Origin of the sequence: Nostoc sp. 'Peltigera membranacea cyanobiont' 210A, from assembly GCF_002246015.1 — a bacterium.
Classification (GTDB): Bacteria; Cyanobacteriota; Cyanobacteriia; order Cyanobacteriales; family Nostocaceae; genus Nostoc.
Genome location: NZ_NOLJ01000002.1, coordinates 899201 through 914764, shown reverse-complemented (window position 1 = coordinate 914764; position 15564 = coordinate 899201). Strand labels below are relative to the sequence as shown.

17 protein-coding genes and 4 tRNA genes are annotated in these 15564 nt (G+C 41.8%); 11 read left to right on the top strand and 10 right to left on the bottom strand.

The annotated features are described in order from the left end of the window. Positions 1-10: 10 nt before the first annotated feature. Positions 11-988 (top strand): o-succinylbenzoate synthase, encoded by a 978-nt coding sequence (locus CDG76_RS08930; protein WP_094348663.1) that lies wholly within the window; start codon positions 11-13, stop codon positions 986-988. Beyond that, positions 973-2358, top strand: coding sequence for a 2-succinylbenzoate--CoA ligase (locus tag CDG76_RS08925; RefSeq protein WP_094348662.1), 1386 nt, complete (start codon positions 973-975; stop codon positions 2356-2358). The genes CDG76_RS08930 and CDG76_RS08925 overlap by 16 nt, the downstream gene beginning before the upstream one ends. Here CDG76_RS08925 and CDG76_RS08920 read toward each other — a convergent pair. The 3 genes from CDG76_RS08920 to CDG76_RS08910 form a co-directional block, all read right to left on the bottom strand. After that, positions 2351-2797, bottom strand: a complete 447-nt coding sequence (locus CDG76_RS08920) for an acyl-CoA thioesterase (protein ID WP_094348661.1) — start codon at positions 2795-2797, stop codon at positions 2351-2353. The genes CDG76_RS08925 and CDG76_RS08920 overlap by 8 nt on opposite strands. 179 nt (positions 2798-2976) lie before the next feature. Further along, a complete protein-coding gene (locus tag CDG76_RS08915; protein ID WP_094348660.1) occupies positions 2977-3435 on the bottom strand; it encodes a type II toxin-antitoxin system VapC family toxin in 459 nt (152 codons plus the stop codon). Next, the gene (locus CDG76_RS08910) at positions 3432-3698 is read right to left on the bottom strand and encodes a FitA-like ribbon-helix-helix domain-containing protein (protein WP_094348659.1); all 267 of its coding nucleotides are present in this window, start codon (positions 3696-3698) and stop codon (positions 3432-3434) included. Before CDG76_RS08910 ends, CDG76_RS08915 begins: the two co-directional genes overlap by 4 nt. Before the next feature lie 180 nt (positions 3699-3878). Between CDG76_RS08910 and CDG76_RS37180 the strand changes: the two genes are divergently transcribed. The 3 genes from CDG76_RS37180 to CDG76_RS08895 are packed head-to-tail and all read left to right on the top strand — an operon-like array spanning position 3879 to position 6151. Then, on the top strand, positions 3879-5015 hold the full coding sequence (locus CDG76_RS37180; protein WP_190240797.1) for a hypothetical protein: 1137 nt from the start codon (positions 3879-3881) through the stop codon (positions 5013-5015). Positions 5016-5019: 4 nt separating this feature from the next. Beyond that, positions 5020-5385 carry a hypothetical protein gene (locus CDG76_RS08900; RefSeq protein ID WP_094348658.1) on the top strand — a complete coding sequence of 122 codons (366 nt, stop codon included), beginning with the start codon at positions 5020-5022 and terminating at the stop codon, positions 5383-5385. Between the two features lie 7 nt (positions 5386-5392). Beyond that, positions 5393-6151: a hypothetical protein gene (locus tag CDG76_RS08895; protein WP_094348657.1), complete on the top strand. Its 759-nt coding sequence runs from the start codon at positions 5393-5395 to the stop codon at positions 6149-6151. A 78-nt stretch (positions 6152-6229) separates the two neighbouring features. Here the strand turns inward: CDG76_RS08895 and CDG76_RS08890 are convergent. Then, positions 6230-6314: transfer RNA gene (locus CDG76_RS08890), tRNA-Ser, on the bottom strand. Between the two features lie 131 nt (positions 6315-6445). Then, entirely contained in the window at positions 6446-7366 is a 921-nt protein-coding gene (locus tag CDG76_RS08885; protein ID WP_094348656.1) for a TIGR04168 family protein, read from the bottom strand. Positions 7367-7515: 149 nt separating this feature from the next. Here CDG76_RS08885 and nadA point away from each other — a divergent pair, with 149 nt between their 5' ends. The 3 genes from nadA to CDG76_RS08870 all read left to right on the top strand — a co-directional run bounded on the left by nadA (position 7516) and on the right by CDG76_RS08870 (position 8859). After that, positions 7516-8490, top strand: a complete 975-nt coding sequence (gene nadA, locus CDG76_RS08880) for a quinolinate synthase NadA (protein ID WP_094348655.1) — start codon at positions 7516-7518, stop codon at positions 8488-8490. A gap of 124 nt (positions 8491-8614) precedes the next feature. Beyond that, a tRNA-Tyr gene (locus CDG76_RS08875) sits at positions 8615-8700 on the top strand. Between the two features lie 87 nt (positions 8701-8787). After that, positions 8788-8859: transfer RNA gene (locus tag CDG76_RS08870), tRNA-Thr, on the top strand. Positions 8860-9222: 363 nt separating this feature from the next. On the opposite strand, the gene CDG76_RS08865 is transcribed toward CDG76_RS08870, so the two are convergent. Further along, positions 9223-9867 (bottom strand): DCL family protein, encoded by a 645-nt coding sequence (locus CDG76_RS08865; protein ID WP_094348654.1) that lies wholly within the window; start codon positions 9865-9867, stop codon positions 9223-9225. 232 nt (positions 9868-10099) lie between these two features. Here CDG76_RS08865 and CDG76_RS08860 point away from each other — a divergent pair, with 232 nt between their 5' ends. Then, positions 10100-10324: a hypothetical protein gene (locus CDG76_RS08860; protein WP_094348653.1), complete on the top strand. Its 225-nt coding sequence runs from the start codon at positions 10100-10102 to the stop codon at positions 10322-10324. Positions 10325-10629: 305 nt separating this feature from the next. Continuing rightward, positions 10630-11559: a hypothetical protein gene (locus tag CDG76_RS08855; protein ID WP_094348652.1), complete on the top strand. Its 930-nt coding sequence runs from the start codon at positions 10630-10632 to the stop codon at positions 11557-11559. Here CDG76_RS08855 and CDG76_RS08850 read toward each other — a convergent pair. The 4 genes from CDG76_RS08850 to CDG76_RS08830 all read right to left on the bottom strand — a co-directional run bounded on the left by CDG76_RS08850 (position 11549) and on the right by CDG76_RS08830 (position 14457). Continuing rightward, positions 11549-12661: a site-specific integrase gene (locus tag CDG76_RS08850; protein ID WP_094348651.1), complete on the bottom strand. Its 1113-nt coding sequence runs from the start codon at positions 12659-12661 to the stop codon at positions 11549-11551. The genes CDG76_RS08855 and CDG76_RS08850 overlap by 11 nt on opposite strands. A gap of 361 nt (positions 12662-13022) precedes the next feature. Further along, positions 13023-13601, bottom strand: a complete 579-nt coding sequence (locus tag CDG76_RS08840; RefSeq protein WP_094348650.1) for a hypothetical protein — start codon at positions 13599-13601, stop codon at positions 13023-13025. Positions 13602-13634: 33 nt separating this feature from the next. Then, entirely contained in the window at positions 13635-14342 is a 708-nt protein-coding gene (locus CDG76_RS08835; protein ID WP_094348649.1) for a group I intron-associated PD-(D/E)XK endonuclease, read from the bottom strand. Positions 14343-14384: 42 nt separating this feature from the next. After that, positions 14385-14457: transfer RNA gene (locus tag CDG76_RS08830), tRNA-Arg, on the bottom strand. A 358-nt stretch (positions 14458-14815) separates the two neighbouring features. Between CDG76_RS08830 and CDG76_RS08825 the strand changes: the two genes are divergently transcribed. Continuing rightward, on the top strand, positions 14816-15475 hold the full coding sequence (locus tag CDG76_RS08825) for an Npun_F0813 family protein (protein ID WP_094348648.1): 660 nt from the start codon (positions 14816-14818) through the stop codon (positions 15473-15475). Positions 15476-15564: the final 89 nt, after the last annotated feature.

Here is a 15564-nt window from a genome sequence, read left to right as displayed (position 1 = left end):
TTACTAATTGATGCGTTATCAATTTAAATTTCGTCCATATCAGCGAAGATTTTTGCGATCGCTTACCACCAATCATGGTAAGTGGGATATTCGTGAAGGTATTATTCTCCGTCTCACCGACGAATCAGGTAGAGTTGGCTGGGGAGAAATCGCCCCCATCAGTTGGTTTGGTTCCGAAACCTTAAAACAAGCGTTAGATTTTTGTCGCCAACTTCCACGAGAAATCACAGACGAGATAATTTTCTCGATTCCAGATGAGTTACCTGCTTGTCAATTTGGCTTTGAGTCAGCATGGGAGATGGGGAGTGGGGGAGATAATTTTATAACTCCTAACTCTTCAGTCTTCTACAGTGGCTTATTACCAGCAGGGGAAGCGGCTTTAAATCAATGGGAAACCTTATGGCAGAAGGGATATCGCACATTTAAGTGGAAAATTGGTGTGTATGCGATCGCTGATGAACTAAAAATTTTTGAGTCACTGATACACACCTTACCAGCCTTTAGCAAACTGCGATTAGATGCCAACGGTGGACTCAGCTATGAAGAAGCTAACTTATGGCTGTGGACTTGTGACAATCTCAAGGCAAATGCAGAACTACCCATAGAAATTGAATTTATTGAACAACCGCTACCCGTTGAGCAATTTCAGCAGATGTTGGAATTGAGTATGAGTTATGAAACTGCGATCGCTTTAGATGAATCTGTCGCCACGCTTGGGCAACTTGCTGCTTGTTATCAACAAGGTTGGCGAGGGATTTTTGTGATCAAGCCTGGGATAATCGGATCACCATCTCGTCTGAGAAAGTTTTGCCACCAGCATCAAATTGATACTGTATTTTCATCAGTATTTGAGACTGCGATCGCTAGACTTGCAGCACTCCAACTAGCAGCCGAATTATCCCGAAACAACAGGGCAATTGGTTTTGGTATTGACCATTTTTTTGAACAAGAAGAAACCTGGCTTCAAAGTTTATGGAACGACCTTTAGACTATCTTAATAACCTAGCTCAAAATGATTGGCTTATCGGTTACAGCAGCCATCAATTTAATCAAATGGCTCAACAATTATATTTAGAACTAACACAATTATCAGCGTGTGGAACACCACCAAAAATTATCTTAGCCGAACGCGAACCATTACGATTTTTAGCAAGTTTTATTGCCGCTTGCGCAGGTAATTGTCCAGTTTTTCTTTGTAACCCCGACTGGGGAACACAAGAATGGCAACAAGTCTTTGATTTAGTACAGCCAGATATTATTTTGGGAATGGGGAATGGGGCATGGGGCATGGGACATGGAAATAATAATATCCAATGCCCAATTCCCAATAGCATCATGATTCCTACGGGTGGTTCATCAGGAGAAATTAAATTTGCCATTCACACTTGGGAAACTCTCATCTCATCGGTACAAGGATTTACAGAATACTTTCAAATCAAACAAGTCAATTCATTTTGCGTGTTACCGCTATATCACGTTAGCGGTTTAATGCAATTTATGCGCTCTTTTAGCACCGGAGGTAAGCTGGCTATTCTACCATTCAAAGCACTACAAGAAGGTCAAATATTAAATATTAAACAATCAGAATTTTTCATATCTTTAGTACCAACACAGTTACAACGCCTCCTGCAAAATCCAGAATTAACTGAATGGCTATCCCAATTTAATACTGTACTTCTGGGAGGTGCGCCAGCATGGAACGAACTACTAGAAAAAGCCAGATTTCATCGCATTCGGTTAGCACCTACCTATGGCATGACAGAAACCGCCTCTCAAATTGCCACCCTCAAACCGGATGATTTTCTCGGCGGTAAAATTAGCAGTGGTCAAATTCTTCCCCATGCAGAAGTCACTATTCGCAATCAGCAAGGCGAGATTTTAAATTCCAATCAAATCGGAAATATTACCATTTATGCTAAATCTTTAGCCCTTGGTTACTATCCTAAAACTAGAGAAAATCAAACTGATTTCCAAGTAGATGATTTAGGCTTTTTAGACAATCAAGGTCATTTAAATATTGTCGGACGTAACAGCGACAAAATTATTACAGGTGGCGAAAATATTTACCCGATAGAGATTGAATCAGCTATAGAAGCCACTCAAATGGTTAGTGATATCTGTGTCATTGGCATTCCAGATAAACACTGGGGACAAGCTTTAACAGCGATTTACATTCCCAAAAAATCAGATATCTCTGCCTTAAAAATCCAAACTCTACTTAAAGACAAACTCAGCAAATTTAAAATCCCTAAATATTGGATTCCCCAGCAAAACTTACCCCGCAACTCCCAAGGTAAAATTAACCGCCAACAGTTACAGCAAATAGCCACAGAATTCCTTCAAAATTCCATCACATAATCTCTCTCGACCTTCTTCTCTCTGCGCCCTCTGCGTCTCTGCGGTTCGTTTCCAACCACTGAACTATCTCATCAGGTAATTCCTGTTTACTTCTACTACTTGCATCAATACAAACATGGCGAGTAATAGCCTTAGCAACTATCACCTCACCCACAGTAATTTCATAAGTAATTTCAAACTTATCAACACCTATTTTTTGGGGAATTAAGCTAATTAGCAACTTGTCCCCTACAAACATAGGGCGTAAAAAATCCACACTAGTATGAACAATAGGAAACCCCACAGACGGATTAGTAAAAAAATCTTTGAGATTAACACTTGATGCTTCTAGAGATTCTTCATAAGCTTCATGGCAAATACCCAAAATACTAGCAAAATAAACTACCCCAGCAGCATCAGTATCTTTAAAGCGAACCGTGCGGTTATAAGTAAAAGGCATTTTTGACAATTGAATATTAAAAAACAGCAGGTTTATCCCCTGCTTTACAAACTAATTTTATTGCAACTAAGTAAGTCGGTGAGAAAAATTCAATTTCCCCAATTCTGAGTTTGTATCGATTTGTTTTGCCTCATTCAATGCTTTGGGGTTAAATATATGGTGAGGAAAGGCGATCGCTTCTACATTAACTCCAACGGCGGAACCTCGAAGTCATTAAACGAGCAAACATCGTAAGACGAAGCGGCTAAAGCCTTCACCAGCTTACCATCGAGAGTCAGCAAAGTAACACCTACCTGTTGTGAAAGTGCGACATAAGAGCCATCGTAGGCGGAGATTCCATAATTTAATGCGATCGTAACTGCATCCGCCATTAAGTCAGATGTTGAAACAACACGTAATGGAAAAGCTTTGAGGGTGGCTAAATCTGTCTGAACCTCAGCAGCAGTGTACATTCTTGCACGGACGTACTTCAATAAGGCGTTAGCACACTCAATATAAAAGAGGTCTGGAACAAATATTTCCGTCTGTGGATTGGCAAAATGGTCGAAAAGCTGATTAACTTTGGCAGTTAGTGGATCAGCAATAAAATACTTGATACACACACTGGTATCTAACACGCATCTTAGAGGGATGGTCATCTGTCGCGGTCTTCTCGAATCAGTTGAGTACTATCAGGTAATCCGAAGTCTGCTGGATTCACACGACGACGCTGGCGACTTTCTTCTAGGACTTTAAGTACATTCTGGCGTTTCTGGTCTTCTATTTGCTGCGTTTCAGTTTTTAAAGCTTGTTCTAACAGAGTTATAACTTGGGCGTTAATTGAACGGTGTTCAGATGCCGCTAACTCTTGCAGCTTTGCATACAAATCATCGGGTAAATTTCTTACATAAAGGGTAGCCATCGCTTTACCTCAAAGTAGGATTTATCTTTATGCTAGCACGATGCAAGCAATGGGAGAGAGGAGCGATTGCTTTTGAAGCAAATATCAAAACTAAATACTTAAAGTAGACGCTATCTTAGTATGCTCTGAGTGCTAATATCACTTCCACTTAGTAAAATTTACCTCCTCACAAAAAATTCTATGAGCATTAACGCTTTTGTGGATTATGGCTTCCCTTCTGGCAAAGATTTTTGCGTACAATTTTTGTCTAGTTCGGAGTTTAAGGCTGCAACCCTCAGAGAAATTGCTCCGTCAGCTACAAGTAAAGAAAAGAAAGAAAAAATAGCTTTACACATAGCTGATTCTCTTGAAAAGGGTGAACTTACTACAGACAAAGTTCTACTAGCGTATGTCAAGCAGCCAAGGATGTGGTTGAGCATCAAGCAAGGACAGAGTGCCCATACACCTAGTTTAAAGTCGCCCGGTTTGCTATTAAGAGAATTTGGTGAAGAGGGCTGGTATGGCCCTATTCAAGAGACTACGGGATTAAAGAAATGGTATATTCGCACCTATAAGATTCCTGATTACATCCGCAGGAGGACTGGTGAAACTAGTCAATTTGAGGAATGCAATATTCGGTGGTCTGTCATTGCTGAGGTTGGTCATAATTATGTTGCTTTATCATGGGAAGGCTTCTCATTTACTCCACGCAGTGATGAACACACAGAGAAATCAACGCAGTTGCCTTTCTGGTTGTATATTCCGGCATTCTTCGATCAATTAGCTGATTATCTGCAAGGTCAATGGGTTCACCCCAATCTTCCTCGTTTAGTTTTGCATGAGATGTGGAACAAATATCTCAACAAATCTATCAATGATTTTCCCTATAAATGGCAGCATTTGCGGATAAGAGCAGAATCTGCCGGGGTAGCTTTGAATGCTCATAGTTCTGGAGTGCGCGAAATTGATGCGAGTGGGTTACAGGCACTCTCTCGACAATTAGCTGAATCTGCACTAGAGACACTTGGCTTTACAGATGATATAGAAAAAATCAGTAATGTTGAAAATGCCCTTTTGCGTACTCTGCTCAAAGAATGGGGTACTAAATCTTATGAATTCAGTCTAGACAGAGAAGTCAATTTGAGGGAAGCTGACACTGAAGGTTCAAAAACCAAAGCCCAATTAGAAAAGCTTTTCAAAGCACATTGTTACTTTGGACTCAAACCCGGTTCTAAAACCCAAGATTCTCTTCAGCACCTAAAATGCCATTCAGGATATTATGGAGGGAGTACTGGTGTACTAAAGTTTCTTCTAAAGGAACTTGGACTTCGAGGCTAAGGCAATGGTCAGCTTGATTTGTAAAGGACGTTTAGATTTCCTATCTGGTGAGCAAAGGGCTGAACTGAGTAGGCACTTTCAGAAACCATCAAAAACGGCTATGCCACACCAGCTTGCCGTCAGATTGGGATTGGAATACTTTCAAGCGCTTGCAGTCATAGCTGTTCTCGAAGCTGAGGGACTCTGTGAAAATCAGCTTCTCATTTATCATAACTGTGAGCCAGATGTGCCAGCAGGGGCAATTCCCTATGGTCAAGGCTTTCCCAACTTGCCTTGGGTTTGTCCATTTTGCGATAAGAGTGTTGAAGACTACAATGAATTATCATTTGATATTATGGCGAAGTCTATGCATTCAATCGAATTTCTCTAATTAAGGTATGCTCAGTCAAGAAGAGTTAGTTCAATCAGCTCTCAATACTCTGGCACTTCTTAATAGAGACGACCCAGCATCAGATAAGTTAGCACCTTTTTTGTACACCGTAAAAGACCCAAGACTTTCAAAATATCTAGAACAACTCAAAGACTTTACACAACTGAAAAATCCTACACTTCCACAAAGTAAACAGGCTGGTGAGTTGCTTGAGCAAATTGTCTGTCTTGTCTTTCGTGGACTTCAAGGAGCTACAAGCTTCAAGAGCTTTCAGTCAGCCGGGCCTCAATACGACTTTCTAGTTAGTGGAGATCAACCAGCTTGGTTATATGTTTGTAATCAGCTCTATCTTAAAGAGAATCAAAGAGGCATAGTTGTTGAAGCAAAGGCAACCAAAGATCGCTTGCCTGACAAACAGTTTGCGCGACTATGCAGCATCTTAGACTTAAATCTCTCAAGCACAGTCGGACTAGGAATATTTTTTACACTGAACGGAGCAGCAGGCTTTCCTCAATCAGGTGATACTAGACAGAGGGCAATCAGTGACTGTAGATTACGTCAAGTAATTTTTCATGCTAAGACCCAAAAAAGAATAGTTGTCTTAGACAAAAATGACATTTTTGAGTTAGGTAAAAACGGTTCTCTAATTCAGATACTTGTTAGAAAAATCCGAGATTTAGACGAACTGAGCGGTCTTCCAACTCCATCAGTTGAGCAAACAGAGGAAATAGATTTGCCCGATCATTTAAACCAACTATGGGTGTGATACAAAATTTTGTATCAGCTTCCTGCTGAACTACTAAGCAATAGCTATTAACCAATATCTAATCTCCAAACTATTCAACGGAGAGGGGGAGATTCGAACTCCCGGAGGTTTTAGCCTCATCCGATTTCAAGTCGGACGCAATCGACCACTCTGCCACCTCTCCAATAAATCTGTCAAACTTGTGCTGATCCTAGTTTCAGACGCTATTCAGGCGCTTTTGTTGGTTAGCACTAAACTTGACAGATCATACTATACCCTATTATCTACGCAGATTGCACTACTGGATGGGAATGTCTACGACACAATACGCGAGCGCTCATACAAGATTTCCTCCTCCGCCACCTGAAACTCATTCCCCACCCAAACAAGGGAAACTTGCGAAACCACACCCGCCTCTAGGGTGACAATGGAGAAATTACGCAACTTCTCGCTGTCATTTTCCACAATCCTGGGGACACTAGCCGCATTTAAGTAAATTGTCCCCTCTGGACTTCTAAAGATGGGTTTGCGCTGCACCTTCTTGGTATGGCGTAAATCTCGGTGCATGTGACCAAATGTCACCAGAGGAATGGTTTTACCAGCAGTCAAGGCATGAGAAATCGCCTCGCCAAAGTCTGGATCGCCAAAGTCGCCGCCAATTGGGTGCCAGTCTTTGCCGCAGGGGTCTTCGGGGCGATCGCCTAACCCACTAGGCCCATTGTGACCCAAAAATATAATCGTCTCGTAAGCGGCGCTTTTAACTGCTTTGAAGATGCGATCGGCGGATTCTTCCAAACTCGTCACACCGTAACGTTCTTGACAGATTTCCGCGAATTTCCACTCTGGGCCACCCCAGGTAAAGGGACGACCCCCCACTACAGTTAAATTCCAGGCGGGAAAATCCAACTTACCGTAACCGACATGGGACGGGCCTAATAAATCGAGTTGTTCCTGTACCCAGTCTTCCTTAGAGCGGTCATAAGGAGCCTTTTTACGTCCCCATTCGGTGGCGGTGTACCAGGCATCGTGGTTGCCCATCACGGCTGCTTTGGGAATATCGAGAGAAGCGATCGCTCTGACCACTTCCACCGATTCATTGCCAAAATCCCCGACAAACAGCACTAAGTCAACACCCAAATGCTTGAGTGCAACGCCATCTTCCACTTCCCATTGGTCGTGAATATCTCCAACTACAGCAATTTTGAGGTTTATCGATTGAGTTTTCTGACTGGTCATGCCACTTTCCTTGCCGTCTATCTCCAGGATATGAAACTCAGCCCGATTTGGACACAACCCCAAAATATCAACCGTCCACTATTTTTGGTAAAAACTACTATAATTGAATCCACAGGACATACATTTGCAACATAAAGCACCCCTAAACTGTGTTTACCACTGCACTAGCTCAACAAAAAAACACCCAACTGGGTGAATTACCACTAGATTTGTTTGCCGCGATTCAGAGTCTCAAAAAAGAACTCAACGCCGTTATCCTGGCGCATTATTATCAAGAGCCAGATATTCAGGATATTGCCGACTTTATTGGGGATTCATTACAACTGGCGAAAGCCGCCGAAAAAACCAATGCGGATGTGATTGTCTTTGCTGGTGTTCACTTCATGGCAGAAACAGCAAAGATACTTAATCCCGATAAATTAGTACTTTTACCAGATTTGGATGCTGGTTGTTCTTTAGCAGACAGTTGTCCAGCAGACGAATTTGCAGCTTTTAAAGCAGCGCATCCGAATCATTTGGTGGTGTCTTACATCAACTGTTCTGCTGATATCAAGGCGATGAGCGATATTATTTGTACTAGCTCCAACGCTGTGAAAATTGTGCAGCAGATACCGAAGGAACAGCCGATTATTTTTGCCCCAGATCGGAATTTGGGGCGGTATGTCATGGAACAAACGGGACGAGATTTGGTGCTATGGCAAGGTAGCTGTGTTGTCCATGAAACCTTCTCGGAAAAGAAAATTGTCCAGTTAAAAATTGCCCATCCCGAAGCAGAGGCGATCGCACATCCAGAATGTGAAAGTAGTGTATTGCGCCACGCCAGCTTTATTGGCTCTACAGCAGCTTTACTCAAGTATTGTCAAAGCAGCCCCACCAAAGAATTTATCGTTGCTACTGAGCCGGGAATTATTCACCAAATGCAAAAATTAGCTCCTGACAAGCACTTCATCCCTGCACCACCGATGAATAACTGTGCTTGTAACGAATGTCCCTTTATGCGGTTAAACACCCTAGAAAAGCTCTACTGGGCAATGAAAAATCGCACTCCCGAAATTACTATGTCAGAGGATATCCGCCTTGCGGCACTGCGACCAATGCAACGAATGCTGGAGATGAGCGTGTAACTAGTATTTTTTATCCATAAGGTAGAGACGCAGTTTTGTTGCGATCTCTACCCACAAGTTATTTTTTCTAACCACTTGCTATTTATAAAAGGTGGTGCTAAGATTTTAAATCGTGAGACAAATCGGGTCGGTGTCCGAGTGGTTAATGGAGACGGACTGTAAATCCGTTGGCTTGCGCCTACGCTGGTTCAAATCCAGCCCGGCCCACCACTTACGAAGTTATAGGTTATAATCGCTGGGTAAGCATCAAAACTCCCAGCATTGTAACTTCTAGCTGAAAAATCAAAGTTGTATTTCGCCCGTGTGGCTCAGTGGTAGAGCACACCCTTGGTAAGGGTGAGGTCACGAGTTCAATCCTCGTCACGGGCTTTTTATGATAACCGATGTAGCCTTAGAACACCCTAGACTGTCCTAAATATGTCCTAAGCTTAGGACACTTTGCAGTGTTTTGGCTAGAGTACATCCAGATACCAAGTAATAATCCAAGATAACAACCCAGGTTGTAATAATCTAACAGGCGATCGCTAATGGCTTCTACTGGTTCACCACAGCACAGACGGTCTTGAGTAGGTTTAGGGATGCCTTAGAATCTGCTGTAATCTCTACAAACTCCATATCAAAGGCAACCACTCAAGACGGCGATCGCGGCTCAGGATTCTAACTAAATAAATACCAGACTATATCGAGTGTTCTTTAGTGCTGTCCCATATTCTGCCACGGTCAGCCTAGAGTTTATTTACGTTTACGTCTTAGATTATGATTCTTACACAGTAATCTTAATACCCCCTGCTGTTTATGATACATCTGCCAAGCACATCGGTATCCCTCATCACATTCACGGAATCGTTTACTATATAGAGTTCCTTCGGCCTCTTCAAACTCGACGGGAATATCAGATTTACTCCCCTCAAAATCCCCTACAAGATCGAGAAAAGGGGGCTGAAAATGATCTACTTGTATAGACTCTTGAGTACCACAGATATCACAATATTGATTAGATTTTCTCTGTACATATTTATAATCAGTAATCTGCTTTTGGATTGCTTCTCTATAAGCAGATTCTCTCCGGTTTTCTATTAGTCTATCTCGGCTATACTTGCATTTGTGATAACTGAAATCTTCTATAGATGAGTCCTCCCTGACTACCCAAAAGCAATAATGGGGGCCTTGGCGCGACCTTTTAACTTCTATCTGCTTAATCCCAGTACCGATTTTCGCATCAGCATCAGAATGTAATAACAGTAAATCATGTATTACAGCTAGCTCTTGACCCTCTAGAACTCTTTCACCCCCTTCTAGTACTTTCCTAATATATTCGTCTAGTTCTTTTTGGGTTTTGAAGTAAATCCCACCTAGCTCAAAAGGTTTCCCCATCATGATCAATCTGGTAAAGTTTAATACCCGCCATCATAGCTGATTCGGAGTATCGGGTGCTACATAAAATATCCATTCACACATAAACCAAAAGACCACTAGAAAAAGAACTTAGTGGTCTTTGAGTCGTTTAGTTTGAATAGTAACTAGTCAGGGTCAACGGCTTGCCACCCTTAATCTTTGAGGGATTTAGTCAACTTTGAGTTGACTTTATTTAGTAAAGCAGGGATTACTTATGGCTAAACTAAAACAGGCGGGTATCAGGTTTGATCTGGAAACGTATAAATGGTTAGAGGTTGAGGCTGAGAAGACAGGTACGCCGATTAGCGCCCTGGTTAGGGCGGGTGTAGTTCTTCTGATGGCTGAGAAAGCGCTAATGGGTCAAATGAGGTCACAGATAGAAGCCCAAGGTGTTACTTATCCGTCCATGAAGCGACCAAAGCAGCTAGTAAATAAATAGTGGGTAAGTGAGTAGCACCCATGTCACACTGGAACTTCCCAGATTATTTATGAGATTTTAGTATCACACACACTTCGGTATACCTATTTTCATAGCAAGAACTTTGATAGTATACTTGACTTAGAAGTATACCGGATAGCCATGATACCAGTTAACTTTGTGGTTAGGGAGTTTCCCCAAGGGGTTTTTCTATTCTGGACTAATGAGGCAGCCAATAGGCAGTTCATTCAGATAACACACACAAACAGTATACCCGTATAACCAGTAGGTGTTATAGAGGTTTACTACACAATAAAGGTATACCAATGTCACAGAAAGTTTTATCAGTTAAGGTTGATCCTGAAGATTGGGAGTGGTTCAAAGAAGTGTCCAGGGCGTACAGGACTCAGGCTGAGGCATTTAAGGCACTAAAACAGGTATACCAGACTACGGTAGAAAAACCAGTCAAAGTCTTTACAGGTAATGAGGTATACCAAAGTATGTGTGTGTTTACGTTAGGGGACAAGCTACCGCCTCAGTGGGAACTAAAATCAGCCATAGAGGAAACCATCAAAAATAGGAAGTGGTATGTATTCCCTGACGATCGGGTAGTTGCTATTATCCAGAAGTCCGCTAATGGATCTAAGCGGTGGCTAGAGGTGGCGGCTGAGTATCCCGATGAAATCTGGCATGACGCTAATACGGATAATAGGTTTAAATATCAGCCCGTTACTACCCTTAATGGAGCTTTAGCCGAGTATCAGGATAGGTTAGCTAAAATGCAGCAGCCAGCGATCGCCCTGGCACTGGCTAATGGCTGGCAAACAACCAAATGGCACTGGGATTTATCTGATTTGGTTAGAGAGGCTGAGGATTATTTACAAGTGGTAAACCAATCAGAACCTATTCAGACACAAGAGGTATACCAAAGTATGTGTGATACTTCGGAGTCCCTATTAGGTTCTCAGATTACGCAGGAACCCTTGAGACTTTCCAAAGACGCTTTAGTGGAGAGATTAGCTCCCAAACACCTCGCGCTATCCAATGCTAAGGCTGATAAAACTAGAGCCAATGTCCTCAAAGATTTACCCTTAGTGCTAAACGGAATAGGTAAATCCAAGATAGCCCAGTGGACTGCTGAGAGAGATCCTGAAGGGTTCTCTTGGGAACCTACTGATGAATCAAGGGAACATTGGACTACTGAAGGGGTCGCGGTAGCTCTAATGCCCACAGTTGACCCTGTGATCAGCCTATAGGTATATTAGGTAACTCAGGGCGGTTTATCATGTGCCCATAGGTTTGCATAACCATTCGGGTGTCTTTGTGTCCTAGTAGGTACGCCACACCCGTTATAGGAATATGCTGCTCTATCGCATGACTTGCGGTTGTGTGGCGTGTAGTGTAAGGATTCCGATAGACTACATTTACTTTAGTTAACACCTTAAGCCAATAACGCTCTCGAAAGTTACCATCATCTATGATTTTTCCTTTGACTGTGGTAAATACTAAGGATTCCGGGTCATGCTTAATAAGTCTAAGTGACCATAATAACTCATGTAGCTCTCTAGTCATTTTTAGTTGGCGATCGCCACCTACCTTAGTCTCCTTTCTTACCCTCTGATACCCGTTACCCGCCCAATCCCTAGATAAGCTCTCTTGGATTATTATAAGACCTTGGTCAAAGTCTAGATGACCCCAGCGTAGCCCTATCGCTTCAGATGTCCTAACTCCGGTAGCCAGTAAGAACTTAACAAAGGGGGTATAATGGGGGGCTAACTCCTCAAATCCTCTAATAATCGCTGTAATCTCTTTAACAGTAAATGGCTTGACTGACTTAGGGCTAACCTTACGTGTCTTTAAGCCATCATAGGGGTTATTATCTGCCAAGCCTTTTGTTATAGCCCATTTAAAACAGGCTTTTAGGTATCCTAGACGCTGGTTAAAAGTAGATGCGGCTAAGTTGGACTGGGTTAGCCATGTAGTGTCCATCAAGTCTGGGTTAGCCTTAGCTATCTGCTGCCTAATAGCTTTGTAGTGATGTTCTCTGGTAGCAACTGGAAGGTTAAGAGAAGTCACCCAACAACCCCAGATTTCCAATAGTGTCTTAGGTTTCAGACTTGGGTTATTAGGCTGTGAAAGCTGAGGCTTAGGGGTCAGCCGATAGCGGTCTAATGTCGGGTCAAAGTTCTTAGCTAGAATATCATTCTGTATCTGTGTGGCGATCGCTCTAGCTGTTACGATATCCCTTTTATCGTTGTAGCCCCCCTTTGGTATCGGGTTGAAGCTGTAACGTTTACCAGCGTAACTAAACTTTAGTTGTATGCTCCCGTTGTTATTTATTGGCTCTATTTGCCGCACTGTCCTAAACCTGTCCTAAATAGTTGGGTTAAGACTTGCTAGGGTGCTTTGTGGCTGGGTTTCTAGCCGTTAGGCTACACCCTTGGTAAGGGTGAGGTCACGAGTTCAATCCTCGTCACGGGCTTTTTAGATTGATGAAATAATCAACGTAAAAGCAAGGGCTTCAGGCTTTTGAAAGAATTCAGATGTTGAAAAGCTAATTATCCTAATTGTATTTGTGACTATTGTGACTATCAGATCAGAATTTGGGATATCCAGCTTGTTTTTTTGGCTATGATTTGGCTATGATTTTGTAGGCTCAGTAGAAGCCACAGAGACATTTATCCTACTATTCAGCAACGCCCTTTTTTCACTCTCTTCTCTAAAGTCCTTGGATTTGATTACGAATTTCATTATCAATCTGTGATTCCTGAATTACCGAAAAGTCATCCGAATCGTCATGTAATCCGTGAGAAGCGATAAATCTACTCCCATTTTCTACCTCAAACAGTAATCCAATTTCATTTGCAATATCTGCGTATAGTGCGCTGCTGTAGCTTCTTTTTAAAATAGTTATATTTGATATACGTTGCCCTACAAACCTAGCCCAAAAATTATTACTGTATACTGCATCTCTTGCATCTACTGGATAAAGTTCCTTATCTTCTTCAGTTAGTTCTTCAATTGTTTCACCAGCCTCGTTTTTCTCAATCCAGATAGTAACTGAGTTTTTTGATGGTTGACTTCCATATCCAATAACTAGCCCTGAGTAAAAGCACATGATAAGAAGTCCAGGTGCTAGTGAAAAAACATCTTTTGCTTCAATACCGTATTCGCTAATTTCTCTATCAGGATGCTCCCAACAATACCTAGTCAAATTAAGTATCTTAAGTCCTTTAAGAGAGTCTAAAACATCACTCCGATTAGATGGAATATCTTCTATGTATAAAAAAGTTTTCATTGATTTAGTTTTTTTGAGCAGACTAAATAAGTTTCAATCTTCGTCATGGATTGTTAACTGTCCTTCTACTTTTCCATAAGCTTTCTTCACCCAATATCCTCTAGGTGGCTTTTCTACCCCATAAGCTTTACACCACTTTTCCACAGCCTTGTCAGACACGCCCAAATCTCTCCCAATTTGTGCTGTTGGCTTTTCCCAAACTAGTTTTCCTAGTTCTTCTTTTGATGGCCTTTCTACTTTTCTGGTATGAATTCTAGAGTCGGGGTTAACCTTTCTGGTTGTTAAATCAACGCCAAACTCCTTGTAGGTTCGCTTAGACGCTACTTCAGTAAAATCTGTAAAATCCTCCCACCAGTAAAACGGTGTAGGTGAATTAGGTATCTGGGTAGTTATGTAGTAACCATTAAAGTGAACTGATGGATAAACAACTTTATCTATGTCAGGCAGATAAACAGCATAAAAGTCAAAGTCATTTACTTTGTACTTCTTCTGATGAGTCCCATTTTTATCTACCCAAATAGTTTTATTGACTACTCTATTATCTCCCGCGTATTTACCTTGTATTTTGTAAAATTTATCGTCTTTGTAAGCAACAAAATCAAAAGGTAAATGCTCACAAACAAGTGGTGTGAGAATCAAGTATCCTTTAAATGTTAGATCGGCGATCGCTTTCGTAGCAGCAATATCGCCCTTGTTCTTGGTATGATGCAGCAATAACGAACCCTCAAACGTGGAAATCATCATATCACTTCACACCGCTTGAGGGTTCATATTGAGTTAAAACGAGCGCGGCAGGGTTCGAACCTGCGACCGATTGCTTAGAAGGCAATTGCTCTATCCACTGAGCTACGCGCCCAAAACAAAATAATGGCTCCCGAAGGAGTCACCTACACTATTATATCGTCTTCACCTACCAAGAAGCAATCAAAAATTGCAGATTTACTACTAGCAAGGCTAAGATGCTAGTCGCTAGTTAGTGCAATCTACACCGAAAACAAAACAGATGGAGTATTGGTTTAAATATATTGTGTTGTCAAGGGGTTATTTGCCCGTTAGCGCTAACGTCCTCTGGGCCGCTACCTTCGGGAAGGAACTGGCGATCGCGAGGCTCATTTTCACAGTATGCTAGGTAATTTCAGCCTTGGCGATACTGCCAAATGCCATTATATATTCCATATTAAGAGTGCCCCTGTGAGGAGTTATTTGCTAGTGCCATGTTTATTCTCAAACGGCAGGATGTTGAAATATCAAGCATTCAGCACCCAAAAAAGGATCAGCAAGTGCCGATTCTCAGTTATCAAGGGCAAACTTTTCGCTTGATTAGTGTTTTCAAAGCTAGTCAAGAAGAAGAAGCTAGAGCCTTATGGAGAGAATTAACGGATAACCGAGGTAAAGCCTGTGTTTTGCTGGAGGAACCGGAACGCTTTAGTGTTTGGGGCAAAATCCGTTTAGAGCAGCTGGATAGTGACACAGGTGGTCATGGCAAAACGGCGATTTTAATCCAAGCCAGTATTTTGCTGTTACAAGGTGTTTCTATCGATATTGAAGAGTTTTTAGGTGCTAGGCAAGTTGCATTATTTGAAAAAGATATTGCCGAAGTATTACAGCAGAAGCAATTTCCCCAAGCGTCTTCTCTAGAAGCGGTTAAATATTTGGTGTCTACTAATCCTTTGCCGGTAGCCAAAATACCTGATTGGCAAGAAAATCATGTAGTTATTCTGTTACAAGAACTGCATCGATTAGGAAAAGCCTATTTTGGCAATGGTAATTTTACCAAACAAGTGATTTATAAGCTAGAAGATATGCCAGAAGCCGAGCGAGCGCTGTTTATCAATTGGCTAAAACAATCACCACTGGGTAAACTATGGCAGTAGCATGGAAATTTTTTCAGAAAATTCCGGCCACTGGCAACTTGCTTTTGGTGTCCGATTGTGTATTACTTGGCAGACACACTGCTAGATAT

What these genes read in the sequence shown, in the direction of transcription:
- CDG76_RS08900 (WP_094348658.1), top strand. Translation starts at nt 5,020, where the DNA reads ATGGTCAGCTTGATTTGTAAAGGACGTTTAGATTTCCTATCTGGTGAG.
- CDG76_RS08895 (WP_094348657.1), top strand. Translation starts at nt 5,393, where the DNA reads ATGCTCAGTCAAGAAGAGTTAGTTCAATCAGCTCTCAATACTCTGGCA.
- CDG76_RS08855 (WP_094348652.1), top strand. Translation starts at nt 10,630, where the DNA reads ATGTCACAGAAAGTTTTATCAGTTAAGGTTGATCCTGAAGATTGGGAG.
- CDG76_RS08885 (WP_094348656.1), bottom strand. Translation starts at nt 7,366, where the DNA reads ATGACCAGTCAGAAAACTCAATCGATAAACCTCAAAATTGCTGTAGTT.
- CDG76_RS08915 (WP_094348660.1), bottom strand. Translation starts at nt 3,435, where the DNA reads ATGACCATCCCTCTAAGATGCGTGTTAGATACCAGTGTGTGTATCAAG.
- CDG76_RS08910 (WP_094348659.1), bottom strand. Translation starts at nt 3,698, where the DNA reads ATGGCTACCCTTTATGTAAGAAATTTACCCGATGATTTGTATGCAAAG.
- CDG76_RS08835 (WP_094348649.1), bottom strand. Translation starts at nt 14,342, where the DNA reads ATGATTTCCACGTTTGAGGGTTCGTTATTGCTGCATCATACCAAGAAC.
- CDG76_RS37180 (WP_190240797.1), top strand. Translation starts at nt 3,879, where the DNA reads ATGAGCATTAACGCTTTTGTGGATTATGGCTTCCCTTCTGGCAAAGAT.
- CDG76_RS08825 (WP_094348648.1), top strand. Translation starts at nt 14,816, where the DNA reads ATGTTTATTCTCAAACGGCAGGATGTTGAAATATCAAGCATTCAGCAC.
- CDG76_RS08925 (WP_094348662.1), top strand. Translation starts at nt 973, where the DNA reads ATGGAACGACCTTTAGACTATCTTAATAACCTAGCTCAAAATGATTGG.
- CDG76_RS08920 (WP_094348661.1), bottom strand. Translation starts at nt 2,797, where the DNA reads ATGCCTTTTACTTATAACCGCACGGTTCGCTTTAAAGATACTGATGCT.
- CDG76_RS08930 (WP_094348663.1), top strand. Translation starts at nt 11, where the DNA reads ATGCGTTATCAATTTAAATTTCGTCCATATCAGCGAAGATTTTTGCGA.
- CDG76_RS08860 (WP_094348653.1), top strand. Translation starts at nt 10,100, where the DNA reads ATGGCTAAACTAAAACAGGCGGGTATCAGGTTTGATCTGGAAACGTAT.
- CDG76_RS08865 (WP_094348654.1), bottom strand. Translation starts at nt 9,867, where the DNA reads ATGATGGGGAAACCTTTTGAGCTAGGTGGGATTTACTTCAAAACCCAA.
- CDG76_RS08840 (WP_094348650.1), bottom strand. Translation starts at nt 13,601, where the DNA reads ATGAAAACTTTTTTATACATAGAAGATATTCCATCTAATCGGAGTGAT.